The following is an 18,897-nucleotide window of genomic DNA, read 5'->3' as shown; positions in this document are numbered from 1 at the left end:
ATCCTAGAACGTTTATCTTTCAGAAACAGCCTTTTAAACAGGCCTCAGGGCCATTGATAAAGTGTAGTTGGAGCGGCGTGCGGAGGTTCGATGCCTATCCACAGCGCCAATCCGTGACTGAATCCATCAATATCAATGGCTTAACAGATCATCACATATGGTCAACTATCAAAACCTTACCTGCAACCTTACCTGAACCAAGTTCCGTGGTTCGAGGGCCACGTTTCGACGCCCAAGGCCCGAGTTTCACGGACCACTGCCCAGCAGCCGCCGATCAAGCGTCAGGGTTACTGAGGACGTTTTTCTGTTAGATTTGGCCTTGGTTATAGGGGTGGGGTCTAGATTGGCCGGGGCTTGCGTCTCAGAGGGCCGGTTTACTTGATTGGTTGGCGTAGGGAATGAGATAGAATTTCATACCTCACGTACAGGTTTAATTCTGCCACCGCTGCCATCTGGGACCACACGTCCCTTCTGACATACCCATAGGTATATATATACATATATTTATTAATAAGAATAATTAGACAGGTACGGTTTCGCCGATTGTGCGAATGGAGTTATGCTGGTTCCGCGAGTGTTCAGCTAGCGGGAGGCGAGGGTGCCTGAGGGCGAAGGAAATCAAAGGGCGCCTCAGTTAAGCCTCGCAGCGGAGACAAGTTGCCCGACAGAAAGCGCAGGACCAGCTATTCCTGAAAGGGCCAATCACCTTCTTATGGATGCGCAGCCATATTCCCGATGCCACGTCGCGACTGATACTTATTGCAAGAGCGTTTGTTGACATCGAAGATAGCCCCAGGATTAAGCTCACGATAAAGCATTGGGAGTGTGCTGGCATCACCGATAAGGACACTCGGTCACGCGTAATAGCCAAAATCAGGCGTGAGTGCCCCGGTATCGTTCTGGATGCCAAACAAGGCCGATGCACCTACATCGAGTTCAAGCGTCTATGACGGGAAGCTATCCCGCCAGTGCTTGTCGAGCAGGCCACCGGCGATCAACTCACGCTCCACCTGGCGAAGCTCCTTGCGGATCTGCCGTCCCTTGGCAGCGTTCTCGCGACGCTTCTCAAGCTTGTCCTTGATGAACTTCCCATGACGAAGGTTCGCCGCCGAGATCCGCGCTCGACCGTCTTCGGTCTTTGCACCAGTGCTGGCCCCACCATGGAGGCGGCAGCGGCCATTCTTCTTATTTGCAGGACGCTGACACGCGGTGCCCCGGCGGGTCTTCGCACCGCATCGCTGACCCGGCCAGTCCGGTCCGAACCGCCACTCGATACCGATGTTCACATTGTCTTTTGTCAGCATGTATTTTACCCCGCTTATGGGGTGTTATTATATCGTATATGTATTGCATTCAGAAGAGTTTGATCACTTGGTTAGTGCCGGATTGCGGGGGCAGGATTTACTCAAGCTCCTACCAATATTATTGGGTTATGTAACTATGATAAATAATGGAACCGAACCCTCGAGACGCGGATTATGATAAAACTGCTTCAAATTTTTCTATTTAATTTCAGTGTTTTATAGGCTCACAAATTAGGTGTGTTAAAAAGTGTGTAATGTACATTTGTGAACGGTTACCACAACTCTGGTTTATTCAGTGCAGACACACACTCAAATTTGATTGGTTCTTCAGGCACAACAGTTCCATTCAACATCATCCTGAGCCTCCCCATTTTTTACCCTGTACGGATCGAAACGCTTGCTAATGAATTTACCTCTGATCGTGAGCGCTTCTATCTTTACCCGGGTATGTTATTGGATTGTGTTATTGTGATTGGCCAGCGCAGTCTGCTTACCAACTTATTGGCGCCGTTGCTTCAGGTAAAGAATGAGGCATTCCAAGAAAATGTTTTCCGGCTTGGCTCTATGATGGATTGGGGATCACATTTTTTATCCATTTTCGATCCACGCGCTTGGTAGCTTTATAACGGTAAATTTGCCCGATATTTTCGGTCGCTTAACGCGCCCATCCATGAGGGTGATGACAAGCGACGCAGTTTTTTGATGGCGCAAAGGCAAACCAAGTCAGCTGCCTATGTCGAATTTTCCGAGACCCCACCACAGTTTAAATTGCTATCTGCCAAAACTATGCTAGCTTTACTTTAAAGATCTACACAGTGATAAACACTGGAACGTATCGCATTTGGAGGAAATATGATGATGAAACGCAGAGACTTTATTGCTAAAGGCAGTCTGGCAGGGGTTGGCGCCGTCGCCGCATCAACACTGTCTGCGCCAGCGATTGCAGCTGACCGTATTGAAATCGCTATGGTATCGACCTGGCCACGCGATTTTCCGGGCCTTGGCACCGGTGCCCAGCGCGCGGCACAACGCCTGTCTGATGTTAGTGATGGCAGAATTCAAGTCACATACTATGCAGCTGGTGAACGTGTTGGTGCCTTTGATTCGTTTGACGAAGTGGCATCAGGAAATGCCCAAGCCTATCACGCCGCCGATTATTATTGGAAAGGCAAGCACCCTGGCTGGGCGTATTTCACCGCCGTGCCATTCGGCCTCAGCTATGTTGAAATGAACTCATGGATCAACTGGATGGGCGGTCAAGAATTGTGGGACGAGCTGGCCGGTGAATTTGGCCTTAAATGTTTACCTTGCGGTAACACCGGCGTTCAGTGGGGCGGCTGGTTTAACAAGGAAATCAATTCAGCCGAAGACCTCAAAGGCCTAAAAATGCGTATTCCGGGCCTTGGTGGTGACGTTATGGCCAAACTTGGCGCGTCGCCGGTATCATTGCCAGGTGGCCAGATTTATGAAAACCTTGTATCTGGTGCCATTGAAGCCACCGAATGGGTGGGCCCATGGAACGATGAAGCCATGAAGTTCTATGAAGCGGCAAAATATTACTATTTCCCAGGCATGCATGAGCCAGCATCGCAGCTAGCGATGGGCTTTAATGCCTCATTCTGGGGAAGCCTCAGCAAGTCAGATCAGGCCCTAATTACCGCGGTAACGCAGGCTGAAAATGACAATATCATGGCCGAATATAACGCCAAAAATGGTGCCGCGCTGGAACGTCTGGTGCAGCAGCAAGGCGTTGAGGTTCGTGAATTTAACGATGACGTTTATGCTGCCTTTAAGCGTGGCTCAGACGAAGTCTATGCCGAGGTCGAGGTGCATTCGCCACTGGCCAAGAAAATTCATGACTCATGCATGGCGGCACGCAAAACCGTTGGTGACTATGTTCAGTTGAACGACGTTGCCTACACAATGAAGCGTAACGCTGCGTTGCGTTAGGACTTATCGGGGGTCTGCCAGAACATCGGCAGGCCCCTTTTTCTTTGATTTATTTTAAAGCAATCTTATGGCGCCTTTATCTCAAATTACGGTATTTTCTGCGCTACGGTTGGCCGGTCTGGCCAGTGCGTTGCTAGCGCTTATTTATGTGATCAATAATTTTCTGATTTTTGGCATTGATGCGCCCGGGGTCATCAACACACTCGGACTTGGCGACGCCTTTGGTGTCAGCCAGCCGAAACAAGGCTACAGTGGCGGCTTGACGGCGCTTGGGTTTGGGCAAACGGCGATTGTTTTGGGTGCTGTTGGCTTTGCAATTTACCATACATTAAAATCGGCTGATTTGCGTGCTGATGCCGATTGGATGGATCGCACCTCTGCCTACATCGTTCGTTTGGCATTTTGGAGCGTGCTATTGGTCGGCGTGGCTGATGCGTTTTTGTCTTTTTTACGGGTTGAAGGCTTTCATAAAATTATTCTTGGCGAGGCCGGTGGCGCCGCTATTGCCCTGCCAAGTGATCGCGGCTTTTATGTTCATATTCCGCTGATAATTGTGGCCGGGTTGATCGCGTTGAAAGAAAAGTCAGTGTCCTTAATCTGGCTGACTTTGCTGGTTGTTGTTGCCGAATTTTTGATTGTACTGGCGCGATTCATTTATGGTTACGAACAGACCTTTATGGGTGACTTAGTGCGATTTTGGTATGCCGCCCTGTTTTTGTTCGCCTCGGCCTATACCTTAAAAGAAGATGGCCATGTTCGCGTTGATGTGCTTTATGCCGGGCTGACCCGCCGCACGAAATCTGTGCTGAACATCATTGGCACAGTGTTTTTTGGTATTCCGCTTTGCTGGTTGATTCTGGTGCGCGGCTTGTGGGGCAAATCCAGCCTTATCAACAGTCCGATGATGAATTTTGAAACCTCAATGAGCGGTTTTGGCATGTATGTCAAATATCTTATGGCGGCGTTTTTAGTGGTTTTTGCGCTCAGTATGATTTTTCAATTTACCGCTTACCTGTTCACCTCAATGGCTGACATCAAGGAAAATCTGTCTGATGAAGAGACAAGCGAAGAGGTTGTTGGGTAATGGAACTTGTTTTCCTCACAATTTTGTTTTTGCTGATGATGTATGCCCTTGGCTCGGGCTATCCGGTTGCCTTTGCATTACCGGGGTCAGCTATTGTAACAATCCTGCTGGCTGGTTTGACGGGGCTAATATTCCAGGGTGATAGCAGTGCCTATTTTGTGCAGGACGGCCCGATTGAATGGCTGACGGCTGGGGTTACCAATTTCCGCGGTATTTATTGGGAAGTTGAACGCGATACCTTAATTGCCATCCCCCTCTTTATCTTTATGGGGATTATGTTACAGCGATCAAAAATTGCCGAGGATCTTTTGGTCACAATGGCCCAGCTATTTGGGCCTATTCCCGGCGGTCTTGGCATTTCGGTGGTATTTGTTGGGGGCTTATTGGCCGCGACTACCGGTATCGTTGGTGCGACCGTGGTGGCCATGGGGTTGATTTCGCTGCCGGCGATGTTGCGCAATAATTATTCAAAGCCATTGGCGACAGGGGCGATTTGCGCCTCTGGCACATTGGGGCAGATTATTCCGCCTTCAATCGTGCTGATTATTCTGGCCGACCAGCTGGCAAGCGCGGCTGATCAGGCGGCCACCATGCGCAAGGACCTTTATAAACAGGCGACTGGCCAGTTCAGCATGCCATCTGAATTCAATATCATCTCAACAAGTGCGGGCGATATGTTTCTAGGCGCGTTTTTGCCCGGTATCATTCTTGTTGGGCTATATATGGCCTATATTTTGGTTGCCGCATTGATTCGCCCGAAATTGGCGCCGGCGGTGCCTTATGATGGCAAATTGTTGGAACGTTCGTTTTTGATCAAGGTGGCGCTGGCATTGTTGCCGCCTCTTTTGCTGATCTTTTTGGTGCTGGGATCAATCATTGCAGGTGTTGCAACGGTCAATCAGGCTGGCGCAATTGGGGCGATTGGCGCCTTGCTGATGTCTGGCTATAAATTGCGTGAGGGCACAAAAACAGCTTTTTACCCGGCTATTTTGACAATCGCGTCCTTGCTCCTCATTTGGCTGATTTCGAGTAATTTTAACCTCAGCATCAAAACCATTACCGAAACCTCTGACTGGATCGCGCTTGGCTTTGTTACCATCGCGGTCTTGGGCTTGCTGGCTGGTATTTTCTGGAGTGGCTGGCGCGCCTATACCATCGAAGATACCTTGCGCGATGTTATGGCCGAAACCGCCAAGACAACCTCGCTGGTGTTTATCATCTTGCTTGGTGCGGCGATGCTGACGGCGGCATTCCGTGGGTTTGGCGGTGAAGAAATCGTCAAACATTTTCTGTCAAGCCTGCCAGGCGGGTTTTGGGCGCAGTTTATCGTCGTCATGCTGGTGATTTTCTTACTTGGCTTCTTCCTTGATTTTATCGAAATCGCTGTTGTTGTTGTGCCGATTGTCGCGCCTATTTTGTTGGCTGACCCATCGGCTAATGTTACGGCTGTTTGGCTAGGGGTGATGATTGGCCTCAATATTCAGACCTCATTTTTGACGCCGCCTTTCGGCTTTGCCTTGTTCTATCTGCGCGGGGTCGCCAGCAAGGCGGTCAAAACGTTGGATATGTATAAAGGCGTTATTCCCTTTATCGCCCTGCAAATTGCTGGTCTGGCGATTGTTGGTTTTAACCCCAGCTTAGTGAATTATCTGCCAACACGCACATTCTTGTCGAGTGAGACAGCCCCACCACCGAAAAACCCGCGTTTGCAACTCTGCCTTGAGGATTATTTGTTCGATTTCTATGACAATAACCAGACTGCTTATATGGCGCAGCTGGATCAGCTCAAAGCCGCTGATTTGTCAGCCCTCCCACAAAAAAGGCAAAGTGCTATGGCCAAAAATATCACTAACGCCGCGAGCATTTTTGACCGGGTGGCCGAGATTGAAAACGCCAAGGCGGCCATGGATCAGGCGGCTGTTGCCTATGCGCCTATTCATGCAGAGGTCAGGGCGATTGAACGCATTATCCGCCAGGACGAGGCTGAAATTAAAAACCTGAACCGCGCTGTGCGGGGAACCGATGACGTCGGCAAACAAGCCAGTATCAAAGACCGGATTGCCGAGCTTGAAAATGAAATTGCCGAAAAGCGTGGGCTTATCCCCGCCGACTGGCAAGATACCAATAAAGAATTTAAAAAGCTCACCGCCCAGTTGAACCGGGCGCGGATGCAGTTCCGCCGTCAATCAGATCAGGCCTATGCTGATATAAGGCTGGTGGTCGCGGCGATTGATGCCAAAGCAGACTTGGCGGCAATTGGTGACCAGTTGCAAAAGATCAAATCAGACGCGGCGACCTCACCCATTGAGGAGATCTTGGATAGGGTGAAAGAGAATTACAGCGCGCTTAACCAAATTCCCGAAGCACGGGATGCGGCAAAGACTTTGTCGGACGCCAGACGCGCCATTGACAGCAAGTCGCCTGATTTAGAAAAAGCAATGAAATTGATTGATGAAACCCGCGCCAACATTGCATCAGAGGTAGCGTGGCGGGCCGCGGCCAGTGCTTCTTTGCGGGCTGAACTGGCGTCATTTGAAAGCTTTGCAAGATATAATCTTGGCCTTCGCGAGCAAGACCGTCTAACGTCTGATCAGGTTGAGGTCATCATACCTTGTCTTGCCCAGCATCAGAATATTTCCTTGCAATTTTAAGTGAGTATTTAGGGTCTGATTTTAAGGAGGCAGAAATGGCAAAGGGAATTAACACACAAGCCGTTCTTGCCATGCGCGGTTCAGGCTATTATTCGGAACGCACCGCTGGGGCCCGTAATGTCATCAATGATGCCGCCACTATGGTAATTGACGCATTGACGCATTGTCCGCAAACCCAAAAATTGCGCATAGCCGATTTTGGTGCCGCCGATGGGGGAACCAGCCGCGAAATGTGGGATATGGTTATCGGCCATTGCCGCGGCGCTGGTGACAACCGGCAAATCGAAATGTTGTATACCGACCTTGCCAGCAATGATTTTTCAACGCTATTCCGCATGATGCAGGGTATGCAAGGTAATCCGGCGCACGCCTATCAAAGCCATTATGACAATGTGTTTGTGCATGGGTGCGGTACCGGCTTTCACCAGCAATTGATGGCCGACAATTCGCTAAATCTGGGATTTAGCGCCACCGCCATGCATTATGTATCTGTCAAGCCAATGGAGATCCCGACGCATGTTCATGCCGCATGCGCCGATGCCGAAAGTCAGGCCGCCTTTGCCAGCCAGGCCGCAAAAGACTGGGAAAATATTTTGCTGGCAAGGGCGGCTGAATTGATGCCGGGCGGCCGGTTTATCTGTCTTAATTTTGGCATTGACGAACAGGGCCGCTATCTTGGTAATACCGGTGGCGAACATATGTTCGACCATTTTCATCAATTCTGGCAGGCGCTTTATAACGATGGAACAATTACCGCTGATGAATATCAGCGCGCCAGTTTTGCGCAATATTATCGCACCATGGATGAATTCTGCGCACCATTTAACGACCCTGATAGTGCCGTTCGGCGTGCCGGTCTCTCGCTGAAATCCTGTCATAGCAAATTGACCAAATGCCCCTATGAAGCGGCCTTTCTGGATGCTGGCGGGGTTGGCGGCACTATGTCGAATGATGATTATGCCGACAGCCTGATCCCGACGATGCGTTCCTGGTCAGAAACAGTCTTTAGAACAGCCCTGCAAGATCGCTCAACCGATGAGGCTGATCAGATCGTCGACGGGTTTTACAATGCCTACCGCGATACAGTCGCCGCCGAACCAACCGGTCACGCTATGGATTACGTCCATATTGTGCTGGATATTGAAAAAACCGTATAAAGGGCTAATAGCCCATTGCACACCCATCTTTACGAGGATCGGATCCGGCGATCAGCAAGCCCTTATCCCAATCAATGAGGATGGCCTGGGATCCACCAATGGGTCTAACAGCCGGTTGAATATTGTGTCCAAGCGCCCGCAATGCTGCGCGAACATCTTCGCTGATTGGTTCTTCCACCTCGACAACATCGCTAGAGGGATCTGGGAAAAAGCGCGGCATATCCTGCGCCTCTTGAACATCCATACCATAATCCAAAAGCCGTGTGAGGAATTGCATATGGCCAAAGGCCTGATATTCACCCCCCATTACGCCGAAAGACATGGCAGCCTTGCCATCTTTGGTTGCCATGCCGGGAATAATGGTATGCAGGGGCCGTTTGCCGGGCGCAATACAGTTAGGATGACCCGGTTCAACAACAAAGCCCTGCCCCCGATTTTGCAAGACAACCCCTGATTCTGGAGCCATCAAACCAGCGCCAAAGCTGTGAAATACGGTATTGATAAAGCTACACACATTACGGTCTTTATCAATGACCGAGATATAGACAGTATGTTTATGGGCTGGCAACAGCGAGGGTGGTAAATCAGCATGTGCTTTGTCAGGGTCAATCTGGCCGCGAACCGCCGTGGCGTAATCGGCGCTGAGAATCGTTTCCACCGGCACATCACTGAAATCTGGATCGGCCAGATAGAGATTACGGTCGCGGTAAGCCAGACGGCCAGCCTCAATTTCATGGTGCATACGTTGCACCGAAATTGGGTGGTCGCCGAATTTATCAACGCCTCCCATGATATTAAGCAACATAAGTGCAATCAGGCCTTGCCCATTTGGTGGGCATTCCCAAATATCATAGCCCCTATAATTGGTTTTAATCGGAGTCACATAATTGGCGACAGCGGCATCTAAATCAGCCTGCACATGCTGCCCACCCAAAGATTGTAGCTTTGCCAAAATATCTTCTGCGACCCAGCCTTTGTAAAAACCGTCACGGCCATGCGCGGCAATCGCTTCGAGGGTTTTGGCAAGATTTGGATTGCTGCACCGGTCACCAAATTTGTAATCCTTGCCATCATTAAAATAGACCGCGCCAATATCCGCATCACCCGTCAAAAGTGCATGGCATTCGGCAAAATCGGCGGCAACACGCCGGCCGATTGGAAAGCCATGGCGCGCGTAACCAATTGCCGGCTGTAACAAATCACCAAGTGGTTTTGATCCATAATCACGGTTTAACTGAACCCAGGCGTCAACGGCCGTTGGCACAGTAACCGCATGCGGCGATTGTTGCGGAATTTCGTTAATGCCCTGTTCCAAAAGCCATTCAGCGCTAAGTCCAAGCGGGGCCCGCCCAGATCCATTTATGGCGATGACTTTATCGCTACCAACCTTGGCATAAAGGCAAAAACAATCGCCACCAATACTTGTCGATTGCGGCTCAACAACGCCTTGAACCGCACAGGCGGCAATTGCCGCATCCATAGCATTACCACCATTTTGCAGAACCGACACGGCGGCTTGTGTTGAAAGTGGGCTGGATGTGCTTGCCATCCCCTCTGGCGCAAGAACGGGCGAGCGCCCAGGGCGTTGAAGACTGCGCATGATGTTTCCTTTGCAAAAACATAAATTACCATTTTAGATGAATAGGCATAGCGCATTTCGCGCCTCTCCTGGAAGATTACAGCAGACCAGTGCGGCAATGCGTTACGATGACAGATGCTGACAGATAAAATCAGGAGACATGTTATGAAAATTGGCTTTATCGGGCTTGGCAATATGGGCGCGCCGATGGCCCGGAATCTGGTGCATGCCGGGCATGACGTTACCGGCTTTGACTTAAACCCGGATCTATGCCACGCCGTTGCCGATCAACTGGCTATTGCCGATGATGCGGCCAGCGCGGCGCGGGGTCGCGATATTGTTGTCACCATGCTTCCCAATGGGGCGGCGTTGCTTGATGTGGCAAAAAAGATCATCCCAGAAATGCAAGAATCGGCCTGTTTCATCGATTGTTCGACGGTCGACATAGACACCGCCAGGAAAGTTGCGACAATTATTGAAGCGGCGGGTCTGTATGGGCTTGATGCGCCGGTATCAGGCGGAGTGGGCGGCGCTGGCGCCGGCACTTTGACCTTTATGGTTGGCGGTACGCCACAGGCGCTGGCGATGGCCAGCCCGTTATTTGATATTATGGGTCAGCGCACAATTCATTGCGGTGATGCTGGTGCCGGTCAGGCGGTGAAAATATGTAATAACATGATTCTTGGCGCCACCATGATTGTAACATGCGAAGCCTTTGCCCTTGCCGATAATTTGGGGCTTGATCGTCAAAAATTATTCGATGTTGTCAGCACCTCATCAGGAAGCTCTTGGTCGGTGAACAGCTATTGTCCGGTGCCTGGTGTCGGGCCTAAAAGCCCGGCTGATAACGACTATAAGCCGGGATTTTCAACCGCCATGATGGTCAAGGATCTGGCGCTTGCCGCCGACGCCGCCACTATGACTGGAACCAATACCACCCTTGGCAAGGCGGCGCTGGCATTATATCAAAATTTCGCGGGGCAAGGTAATGCCGCTAATGCGGATTTTTCGGCCATTTTAAAGGCGATCAAACAGTCGCAAAAAGATTGAAAATTTGGTTGGCTAAAATGCACCCGTAACAGCAATTTTAGTGGCTCTCTGCCCTATTTTTTTGACGCTCGGTTTGCAAATTGATTAAAATCGCCGTGAAAATAAGCAGGGCGCCAAATACAACCGGCCATTCAAATGGCTCGGCATAGGTCACAAAGCCAATTGCCGTAATAAGCGGCAAACGCATGAAATCAAGCGGTATCACGACGATTGCCGGTGCCAATGACAGGGCTTTTGTAATACAAAAATGGGCGGTGAGACCACCAATCCCCACAATGAGTACCCACATCGTGTCAATGCCAGTTGTTAACCGCACGCCACCAGTGACCATGACCGCCATAAGGCCCATGCCAAGTTGCATAAATGTGAGCCAGAATAAAATACAGGTAATTGACTGATCCGATGTCAGTTTTTTGGTCGCCATTAAGGAACAGGCAAAACATATAGCACAGGCGATTGCCGCCAAAATGGCTGGGTTAAGCTGTTGCATATCTGGGCGCGCCACGATTAAAACGCCAGCAAACCCTAAACCGACAGCAATTAACCGGCGCTGAGTCAGCGCCTCTCCTAAAAATAATGGGGCGAGTAAGGCCACCCAAATGGGTGTTGAAAATTCCAGCGCGAAAAGCTGTGAGAAGGGGATAAAAGCGACCGCTAAAAACCATAGATTCTGGCCAGTAAAATGCGCCGTATTTCGCAAAAAATGCAGGCCAAGCCGATTTGTTTTAATCTGTGTCAAACTGCCCGTTATCGCCCCAAGCGAAACAACAATGACCAGCCCGATGAGCGAACGGAAAAACATAATCTCAAAAGTGTTGAGTTCAGGCGCCAATTCACGCCCGGAAATTGCCATCAGGCTGAACGACACCATCGCCCCAACCATCCAGAATGCGGCTTTTATCGGCTGAGACCTCGCCATTATGCAAAAACAACATTTAAACGCATCGGATGTCTTTTCGTCAGTTTTGTTTGCTTCAATCACTTTTTTACAGACTAGCGAGCCTATTTATAAGCAAGATGTAAAAAAAGCGTTCGCGCATGTACTATCTTAATCTGATGTTTAGACCATTTTTGCAAATGATTTTGTGCATTTTCTTAGATAGCCAGCCTATGATATGCAAGACTGATAGTCTGGATCATGAACTGACGTCGCCGCCATATTCGGGTCTGGCGAGAGGCGCAGGATTTAAACGAGTTTAACAACGGCTATATTATACGAGGTTTTATGGCGGATCAGCTATCCTCAGCCACCGGATTGTTTTTTGAAATGCGGCCAAAGCCTGGATGCCGGCAGGCCTATTTTGCCCATGTTGACCAGCTAAAGCCAGTCTTAGCAGAGCATGATGGGCTTGTATGGCTGCAACGCTATGCCTCGGTTGACGACCCGGACGTTATTTTGTCGCATCAGCTTTGGCAAAGTGAGGCGCATCTGGCGGCGTGGCGGCGCAATCAACAGCATCGCCATGCGCAAATGGACGGTATCAAAAATATTTTTGCAGATTACCGTATTCGTGTTGGACAAAATATCTGGAACTGGACAAGCGGTACGGTCACCAATGCGCCACCAGCCGACGCAGAAAACACCGAGAATTTTATTCTAACACTGGCCTTTGCGTCGTCGGCCAATATTGCCGGGGCAATGGCAAATTTTGATATCACCTGTCATTTTAAATCATTAACTGATCCTGACAGCTATTTACTGATCGCTAGATGCACAAATCAAACCGCTGGGCTAGCTGATGCGATTGCCAAATCAGGGGCAGGGGCGGCGGCGTTATTTACCACAACCCGCGATTATAGCCTGTTTGACAGAGCCGCGGCACCGCTGGCAAGCTAAGGCTTGATTTTATGTCTAACAGGCCTCGAGCCACACCAGAGAAAGAGCAAAGATCATGACCAAGAACAAAAGCTGGAATTTTGTGCATCATGTCGCCGATGGGGCGGCTTGGACGCCTGGCTTGCGTGATATTTTTGAATATCGTGATCTGGGCATCAAAGCCGCTACCAATGGTGACTTTGTGGCGCATGTTATTCGGCGCAACGAACATGATAATGATGAGGGTATCCAGTCATGGCATATCCATGAATGTAGCTTTCAAATGGTCTATGTTTTGAATGGCTGGGCGACTTTTGAATATGAGGGCCAAGGTCAGCATACCATTCGCAAAGGCGATACGGTGTTGCAAACGCCAATGATCAAACATCGCGAGATCGCCTGTTCAGATGATTTTGAAGTTCTTGAAATCGTTGCCCCTGCCAATTTTAAAACAAAATTGGTGGATCCACCGGAACAAGACGGCTAATCGCGGCCTGCTTGGCTTCGTCCAAATCGCTCTTACCTGTTGAGATGCGAATATATTGGCCGTCTATTTGGGAGGCCGCCTGCCATTTACGGCTTCTCTGACGCCTGTAGAGCTTTACCGCTCCATCCATAATCAACACAGAATCTTCACACAAAACAGGCATCTAACACATCCAATCACTATAAAAACGATATAGTCTTGCGCGACTGGAAGCCAACAGAAAAGTGTGTAAGAGGTGTGTAATGCAAAAAACACCTCAAAAATATTTCTGAGACGCTGTAAAATATTGATTGTATTAAGAGAAATGGTAGCGGAGGAGGGACTCGAACCCCCAACACGCGGATTATGATTCCGTTATTCCAAACAAAATTAGCCTTCACTGCCTTCACCAACCAATCAAGTAAACCGGCCCTCTGAGACGCAAGCCCTGGCCAATCTAGACCCCACCCCTATAACCAAGGCCAAGTCTAACAGAAAAACGTCCTCAGTAACCCTGACGCTTGATCGGCGGCTGCTGGGCAGTGGTCCGTGAAACTCGGGCCTTGGGCGTCGAAACGTGGCCCTCGAACCACGGAACTTGGTTCAGGTAAGGTTGCAGGTAAGGTTTTGATAGTTGACCATATGTGATGATTTGTTAAGCTATTGATATTGATGGATTCAGTCACGGATTGGCGCTGTGGGTAGGCATCGAACTTCTTCCCGAGCGCACCATTCTCCAAGTTCCAAGGTCCGTGGACCGCGACTCAAGTGACTGTTTCCAAACGATTAACATTCTGGGACAGGGGTTTGTATGGGTATTGATTTTGATAGTGACTTAGGCAAACTTTCACGTCTCATGGCAGAGAGTATTGCAGGAACTACTCGACGAAATGAAATACTAAATGAAATGCAAATCCAAGCTGGTGATGTCATCATAGATATTGGTTGTGGTGCTGGTTATCTTCTGCCGCATTTAGCTAAAGCTGTCGGCAGCTCCGGCACTATTTATGGATTAGACCCAAGTAAAGCCCAGCTAGAACAAGCTAGTCAGCGCTGCTCAGAGCTTGCCATAATCAAGTTGATTGAACGAAGTGCAGATGACAGTGAACTGCAGAGTGATTGTTGCGACTCAGCAACATCAACGCAGGCTCTAGAATATATCCCCGATGTTGACCCAGCTTTAGACGAAATTACTCGTGTTTTGAAGCCTGGTGGTGCGTTCGTGAACGTCTCTATTTTATGGGATCACTTTAAATTTTACGGTGCTGATGAAAAGTTAAATGAAAAAGTTCATGATGCGTTTAAAGCGCATTGTAGCCATCAAATGCTCCCAATGGAACTTCCCGGAAAGCTTGAGCGTAGGGGCTTTAGAAACATAAAAGATAAATCTTTAGCTTTTGTGATAACAAGAAGAGACGGAAACTCACCTGCAAGATATACTGAAGCGATAATGGCAAATTTTGCCTTAACTCAGGGCGTGTCTGAAGAAGAAGTTTCAGATTGGAAGTCTCAACTTGAAAAAGCGGAGCAGCAAGGCCGTTTTGGCTTTTCAAGCTTCCCAGTTTTGACCAGCGCTTTTCTAAACTAGAATCGCGCTCAAATCTGGAGACATAACTTAAAATTTTAAAACCCACTTATATTTAGTAGAAAGGCTGTGTCCCGTACCATATTGATGGCCAACTCCCTCTGTGGTCCAACCGCCAATGGTGTCAATAATATCTGCAGGACATTCGACAGCCCTCAGCCTGTCTCTCAGGCTATGTCGGAACGAGTGGATAACGCATCCGTTGGGAACACGAGGCTTAAGCCATTTGTTAAGCGCTGCACTTGCAGAATTGGCATTGCACTTGGACTCGTTGCAGTACTTTGGGAAGGCAAATTGATGGCCCTGCTTTATGACTTGTTTTGCTGCCCAGAGCGAAGTGCCGACCAGTGGAATTGACCTCGAGCTAGGCCCTGTCTTCAACCGCCGCCAAGGATGCGCAACAAGGTTGATGTGTGGCAATTCAGCATCCAAACATATATCTGATATCAGCAACCCACAGGCTTCTGAAAGACGCATGCCGGTATCGCTAATAAGGGCAATCAACCATCGTGGTTCATCATCCATCTGCATACATTCATCCTGAATGGTTAGTAGTACATCAGTTGGGATGGGTAAGCGTTGTGTTTTGGCGTCATCGTCTGGAATGAATGTGCCACTGAACACGTTATTGATGGATAGGCCCTCTTCTCGAATGGCGAGATTGATCACCGCTCGCACAGATGAAAACACTCGCTTTAATGATGATGAAGACATGCCCCGATCAAACAAATAATCCCTAAACCGACCAGCATCTGAAACTTCAATTGCCGCCAAATCATCATGCCCCAGACAATCTATCAGGCAGCGCATGCTTCGCTCTGAGGACTCGAAGAACAGCTTTGTCTTTCCACCACCTTTCAAACGATGATAGAGCGCCAGCGCCTCTGTCATAGGAAAGCTTTTGGCACTGATAGTGGTCTTAGCGTCTGGCGCTACCCTCAGGCCAAGTTCCCGTGAATAGATCATCTCCATCCGGAGACTGTCCCAATATCGCTCGAGCCGATCAGACAGCGCCGCAGCAGATTTGGCTGCTTTTGATTCCGATTTTGTTCGGAGTGATACTTCAATTTTACGTTTTTTAAAGCGATGCTGAAGGTCAGATGGAATTGACCGAGAGAAGTAAAAAGTTTCGTTTCTTTTGTAAAAGTATACCGGCAACCTTACCCACACCATAGGACAACAAACTCCTGTTCTAGAACGCTAATCGTTTAGAAACAGTAACTTGTATCTCGGTCCTAAGACCCTTTGTGAGTGTAGTTGGAGCGGCGTGCGGGAATCGAACCCGCGTCTTTAGCTTGGAAGGCTAAGGTCTTACCACTACACAAACGCCGCACGCGAGCGTTCTTAGGTGTTTGAATAGTAACGAAATATTTCTCAAATAAAACGCCATTTGGTGGGTATTATAATATTTTTAACTAACCATTTTACCACCAGATGACAGCCAGTTTGAGGATCTCAAATATGCCTGTTACATCCGACACCCGGAACCGTATAGTGGCGGTTCCCGCTCGTATCCAAGGATATAACACCCTTGATAAAAAAATAAAAGGCCTTGGTTTGCGGGTAACGCCGTATGGTCGCAAAATCTGGTTTCTGCAGGTGATGGTTGGTAAGCGGTTACCCTATTTCCGAGCCTTTGACCCAGTTTTTTTGGCCAGTGCCTTTTTAGGAGCCGCTTTCTTGGCTGGTGCTGTTTTTGGCGAGTCTACCCAGCCAGCAAGATTTTCCGTGGCAATTTGCTCAATCACTTTCATCCCCGCCGAACTGTCGTTCAGACACGGGATATAGGTAAAGGTCTCGCCGCCATGTTCGATAAATTCCTCATGCAGCTCGATATCAAGCTCATCAAGCGTTTCCAGACAATCTGCGACAAATCCGGGCGCCATAATCGCAACGTGCTTTGAGCCATTTTCGGCAAGTGCGACAACGCTTTTGTCGGTATAGGGCTGAAGCCATGGTTCCGAGCCGAAACGCGACTGAAAGGTTGCATGAAAATGCGCCTCGTCCCACTTAAGCTCTTCACGAAGCAGGCGCGCTGTTTTCATACATTGGCAATGATAAGGATCACCGCCGACAAAATAGCTTTTTGGAATGCCGTGAAACGAGATCACCAAATCATCGGGCATACCGTTTTTCTTCACCGATTTGCGCACCGAGTCTGCCAGCGCTTTAATATAAACCGGATGGTCATGCCATGGTGGTGCGGTCCGGATCGCCGGTTGCCAGCGCAGATCAAGCGCCCATTTGAACACTTCGTCATTTACTGTCGCGGTTGTCGAGGCGGCATATTGCGGGTAAAGCGGCATCACCAAAATCTGGCTACATCCGGCATCCTGCAGCTTTTGCATTTGCGACTGGATTGACGGGTTGCCATAACGCATCGCGTAATCGGTGATCAAATCATCGCGCTGAAAGCTTTTGGCCACATGTTCGGCCTGCAACCGTGTAATGCGGCGCAGCGGCGATCCGTCGGGATCATCTTTAAGCCAGATACGCGCATAAGCATCGCCCGATTTTCGCGGCCGGACATTCAAGATGATGCCATTGAGGATTATCCACCAAAGAAGGCGCGGTACTTCAATCACCCGACGATCAGATAGAAATTGTTTTAGATAGCGACGCATGGATTTTGTGTCGGTACCATCGGGCGTGCCAAGATTTACCAATAGCAAGCCGGTTTTACCGCGGCCAGGGAATTTGGGATGATCGGACGGGATAGGGGTAATTGGCATAATCACATTCCATCAATAGCCGTTGAGGCAAGATAATAGACCGAGCCGCAATTCACCGAATAGCGGCCGTAACATCACTGAGGCATATATCCATACGCGCCCACTGCCTATGTAAGGGTTGTACGGGGTAAAATCCAGCCTTGCGGGGTAAAGCCGGGTCATTTTTCCAGCAATGCCGCGCCAGCCCACCCCGGTTTACCCCGTTTGTTTGGCCTGTTCGTCGCTGGCGATGGCAAAGGCTTTCAACAGAGATGCCACCAGATCATCAATCATCGCATCGCTATGCAGCGGGCCGGGGGTAAGGCGCAGTCTTTCTGTGCCAACTGGCACTGTCGGATAATTAATCGGCTGGACGTAAATGCTAAATTCCTGCAACAGAATCTGGCAGATCCGGCTGCATTTTGCGGCGTCTCTAACCATGACTGGAATAATATGCGTGTCGCCTTCAAGAAGTGGCAGGCCGGCATCACGTAATTTCGTCTTTAACCTTGTGGCCTGCCGTTGCTGAGCTTGGCGCTCGTTGGTGCTGCGGCGCAAATGCCGAACCGAGGCCAAGGCACCATGCGCTAATGCTGGCGGCAAGGCTGTGGTGAAAATAAAGCCCGAACCAAAGCTGCGGACAGCATCACAGATCACATCATCAGCCGCAATGTAGCCGCCAATAACGCCATATGCCTTGCCAAGCGTGCCTTGGATCATGTCAACCCGATCCTGCAGACCGCGCATCTGGGCGATGCCGCCGCCTTCGTCGCCATACATACCGACCGCATGCACCTCATCAAGATAGGTAAGCGCGTTATATGTCTCGGCAAGGGCAACAATCTCGGCAATCGGGCTGGTGTCGCCATCCATTGAATAAACGGATTCAAAAATAATGAGCTTGGGCCGGTCAAGTGGCTGGGCGGCCAGCAATTCTTCAAGATGCGCAAAATCATTATGCCGAAAAATCACTTTGTCACAGCGCGCATAACGGATGCCGGAAATGATCGAGGCATGGTTCATTTCGTCCGACAGGATCAATATATCATCAAACAGGCCGGCAATCGCACTGATACTAGCCTCATTCGCAACATAGCCGCTGGTTAGAACAAGCGCACGCTCTTTGCCATGCAATTCCGCAAGCTCGGCTTCCAATGCAACGATGGCCGCACTGGTTCCTGAAATGTTGCGTGTTCCACCTGCACCGGTGCCATGCGTATCAATCGCGTTGGTCAACGCTTTTACCGCGTCCGGATTCTGCCCCATACCGAGATAATCATTCGAACACCAGATAACGACGTCCTTGGGGCCGTCAGGGCTGTTCCAAACGGCGTGGGGGTGCAAGCCGGTCTGGCGCTCCAATTCGACAAAGGTGCGGTAGCGACTTTCGCTTTTCAGCTGATTCAGCTTGCTTTTCAGGATCTCGCGATAGTTCACGGACAGCTCTCCTACGGCGCGGCGGCGCTTCACGCTACGACTGCTAAAGTCAATGGCTAAAAAAATCTATAAAAAACGATCGCTAGGGATAGACTAATATTGTCTCG

Annotated in this window: 15 protein-coding genes and 1 tRNA gene; 9 read left to right on the top strand and 7 right to left on the bottom strand. The window is 49.6% G+C overall.

Annotated elements, in window-relative coordinates:
• Positions 1–944: 944 nt before the first annotated feature.
• Entirely contained in the window at positions 945–1,304 is a 360-nt protein-coding gene (locus tag AB8881_02155) for an HGGxSTG domain-containing protein (protein XDZ63707.1), read from the bottom strand.
• A gap of 264 nt (positions 1,305–1,568) precedes the next feature.
• Here AB8881_02155 and AB8881_02150 point away from each other — a divergent pair, with 264 nt between their 5' ends.
• The 5 genes from AB8881_02150 to AB8881_02130 all read left to right on the top strand — a co-directional run bounded on the left by AB8881_02150 (position 1,569) and on the right by AB8881_02130 (position 8,146).
• On the top strand, positions 1,569–1,922 hold the full coding sequence (locus AB8881_02150; protein XDZ63706.1) for a hypothetical protein: 354 nt from the start codon (positions 1,569–1,571) through the stop codon (positions 1,920–1,922).
• Between the two features lie 240 nt (positions 1,923–2,162).
• Positions 2,163–3,254, top strand: coding sequence for a TRAP transporter substrate-binding protein (locus AB8881_02145; protein XDZ64493.1), 1,092 nt, complete (start codon positions 2,163–2,165; stop codon positions 3,252–3,254).
• 67 nt (positions 3,255–3,321) lie between these two features.
• The gene (locus AB8881_02140) at positions 3,322–4,338 is read left to right on the top strand and encodes a TRAP transporter small permease subunit (GenBank protein XDZ63705.1); all 1,017 of its coding nucleotides are present in this window, start codon (positions 3,322–3,324) and stop codon (positions 4,336–4,338) included.
• Positions 4,338–6,989 carry a TRAP transporter large permease subunit gene (locus AB8881_02135; protein XDZ63704.1) on the top strand — a complete coding sequence of 884 codons (2,652 nt, stop codon included), beginning with the start codon at positions 4,338–4,340 and terminating at the stop codon, positions 6,987–6,989. Before AB8881_02140 ends, AB8881_02135 begins: the two co-directional genes overlap by 1 nt.
• 35 nt (positions 6,990–7,024) lie before the next feature.
• On the top strand, positions 7,025–8,146 hold the full coding sequence (locus tag AB8881_02130; protein XDZ63703.1) for an SAM-dependent methyltransferase: 1,122 nt from the start codon (positions 7,025–7,027) through the stop codon (positions 8,144–8,146).
• A gap of 4 nt (positions 8,147–8,150) precedes the next feature.
• Here the strand turns inward: AB8881_02130 and ggt are convergent, their stop codons facing one another.
• Complete coding sequence (gene ggt / locus AB8881_02125) at positions 8,151–9,746, bottom strand: gamma-glutamyltransferase (GenBank protein ID XDZ63702.1); 1,596 nt, start codon at positions 9,744–9,746, stop codon at positions 8,151–8,153.
• 144 nt (positions 9,747–9,890) lie between these two features.
• Here ggt and mmsB point away from each other — a divergent pair, with 144 nt between their 5' ends.
• The gene (mmsB, locus tag AB8881_02120; GenBank protein ID XDZ63701.1) at positions 9,891–10,775 is read left to right on the top strand and encodes a 3-hydroxyisobutyrate dehydrogenase; all 885 of its coding nucleotides are present in this window, start codon (positions 9,891–9,893) and stop codon (positions 10,773–10,775) included.
• A 37-nt stretch (positions 10,776–10,812) separates the two neighbouring features.
• Here mmsB and AB8881_02115 read toward each other — a convergent pair whose 3' ends face one another.
• A complete protein-coding gene (locus AB8881_02115) occupies positions 10,813–11,694 on the bottom strand; it encodes a DMT family transporter (GenBank protein XDZ63700.1) in 882 nt (293 codons plus the stop codon).
• A 306-nt stretch (positions 11,695–12,000) separates the two neighbouring features.
• On the opposite strand from AB8881_02115, the gene AB8881_02110 reads away from it, so the two are divergent.
• The 3 genes from AB8881_02110 (at position 12,001) to AB8881_02100 (ending at position 14,645) form a co-directional block, all read left to right on the top strand.
• A complete protein-coding gene (locus tag AB8881_02110; protein XDZ63699.1) occupies positions 12,001–12,612 on the top strand; it encodes an antibiotic biosynthesis monooxygenase in 612 nt (203 codons plus the stop codon).
• A 55-nt stretch (positions 12,613–12,667) separates the two neighbouring features.
• The gene (locus tag AB8881_02105; GenBank protein XDZ63698.1) at positions 12,668–13,078 is read left to right on the top strand and encodes a cupin domain-containing protein; all 411 of its coding nucleotides are present in this window, start codon (positions 12,668–12,670) and stop codon (positions 13,076–13,078) included.
• Positions 13,079–13,868: 790 nt separating this feature from the next.
• Entirely contained in the window at positions 13,869–14,645 is a 777-nt protein-coding gene (locus tag AB8881_02100; protein XDZ63697.1) for a methyltransferase domain-containing protein, read from the top strand.
• A 27-nt stretch (positions 14,646–14,672) separates the two neighbouring features.
• Here the strand turns inward: AB8881_02100 and AB8881_02095 are convergent, their stop codons facing one another.
• The 4 genes from AB8881_02095 to hemA form a co-directional block, all read right to left on the bottom strand.
• Complete coding sequence (locus AB8881_02095; GenBank protein ID XDZ63696.1) at positions 14,673–15,815, bottom strand: DUF6538 domain-containing protein; 1,143 nt, start codon at positions 15,813–15,815, stop codon at positions 14,673–14,675.
• An 85-nt stretch (positions 15,816–15,900) separates the two neighbouring features.
• A tRNA-Gly gene (locus AB8881_02090) sits at positions 15,901–15,974 on the bottom strand.
• 290 nt (positions 15,975–16,264) lie between these two features.
• Entirely contained in the window at positions 16,265–17,374 is a 1,110-nt protein-coding gene (gene hemH, locus AB8881_02085; protein XDZ63695.1) for a ferrochelatase, read from the bottom strand.
• Positions 17,375–17,569: 195 nt separating this feature from the next.
• Entirely contained in the window at positions 17,570–18,790 is a 1,221-nt protein-coding gene (hemA, locus tag AB8881_02080; protein XDZ63694.1) for a 5-aminolevulinate synthase, read from the bottom strand.
• Positions 18,791–18,897 lie beyond the last annotated feature (107 nt).

The sequence above is a fragment of the Alphaproteobacteria bacterium LSUCC0396 genome, from assembly GCA_041228345.1.
Lineage (GTDB): Bacteria > Pseudomonadota > Alphaproteobacteria > Puniceispirillales > Puniceispirillaceae > UBA3439.
This window is presented reverse-complemented; position numbering and strand designations above follow the sequence as displayed.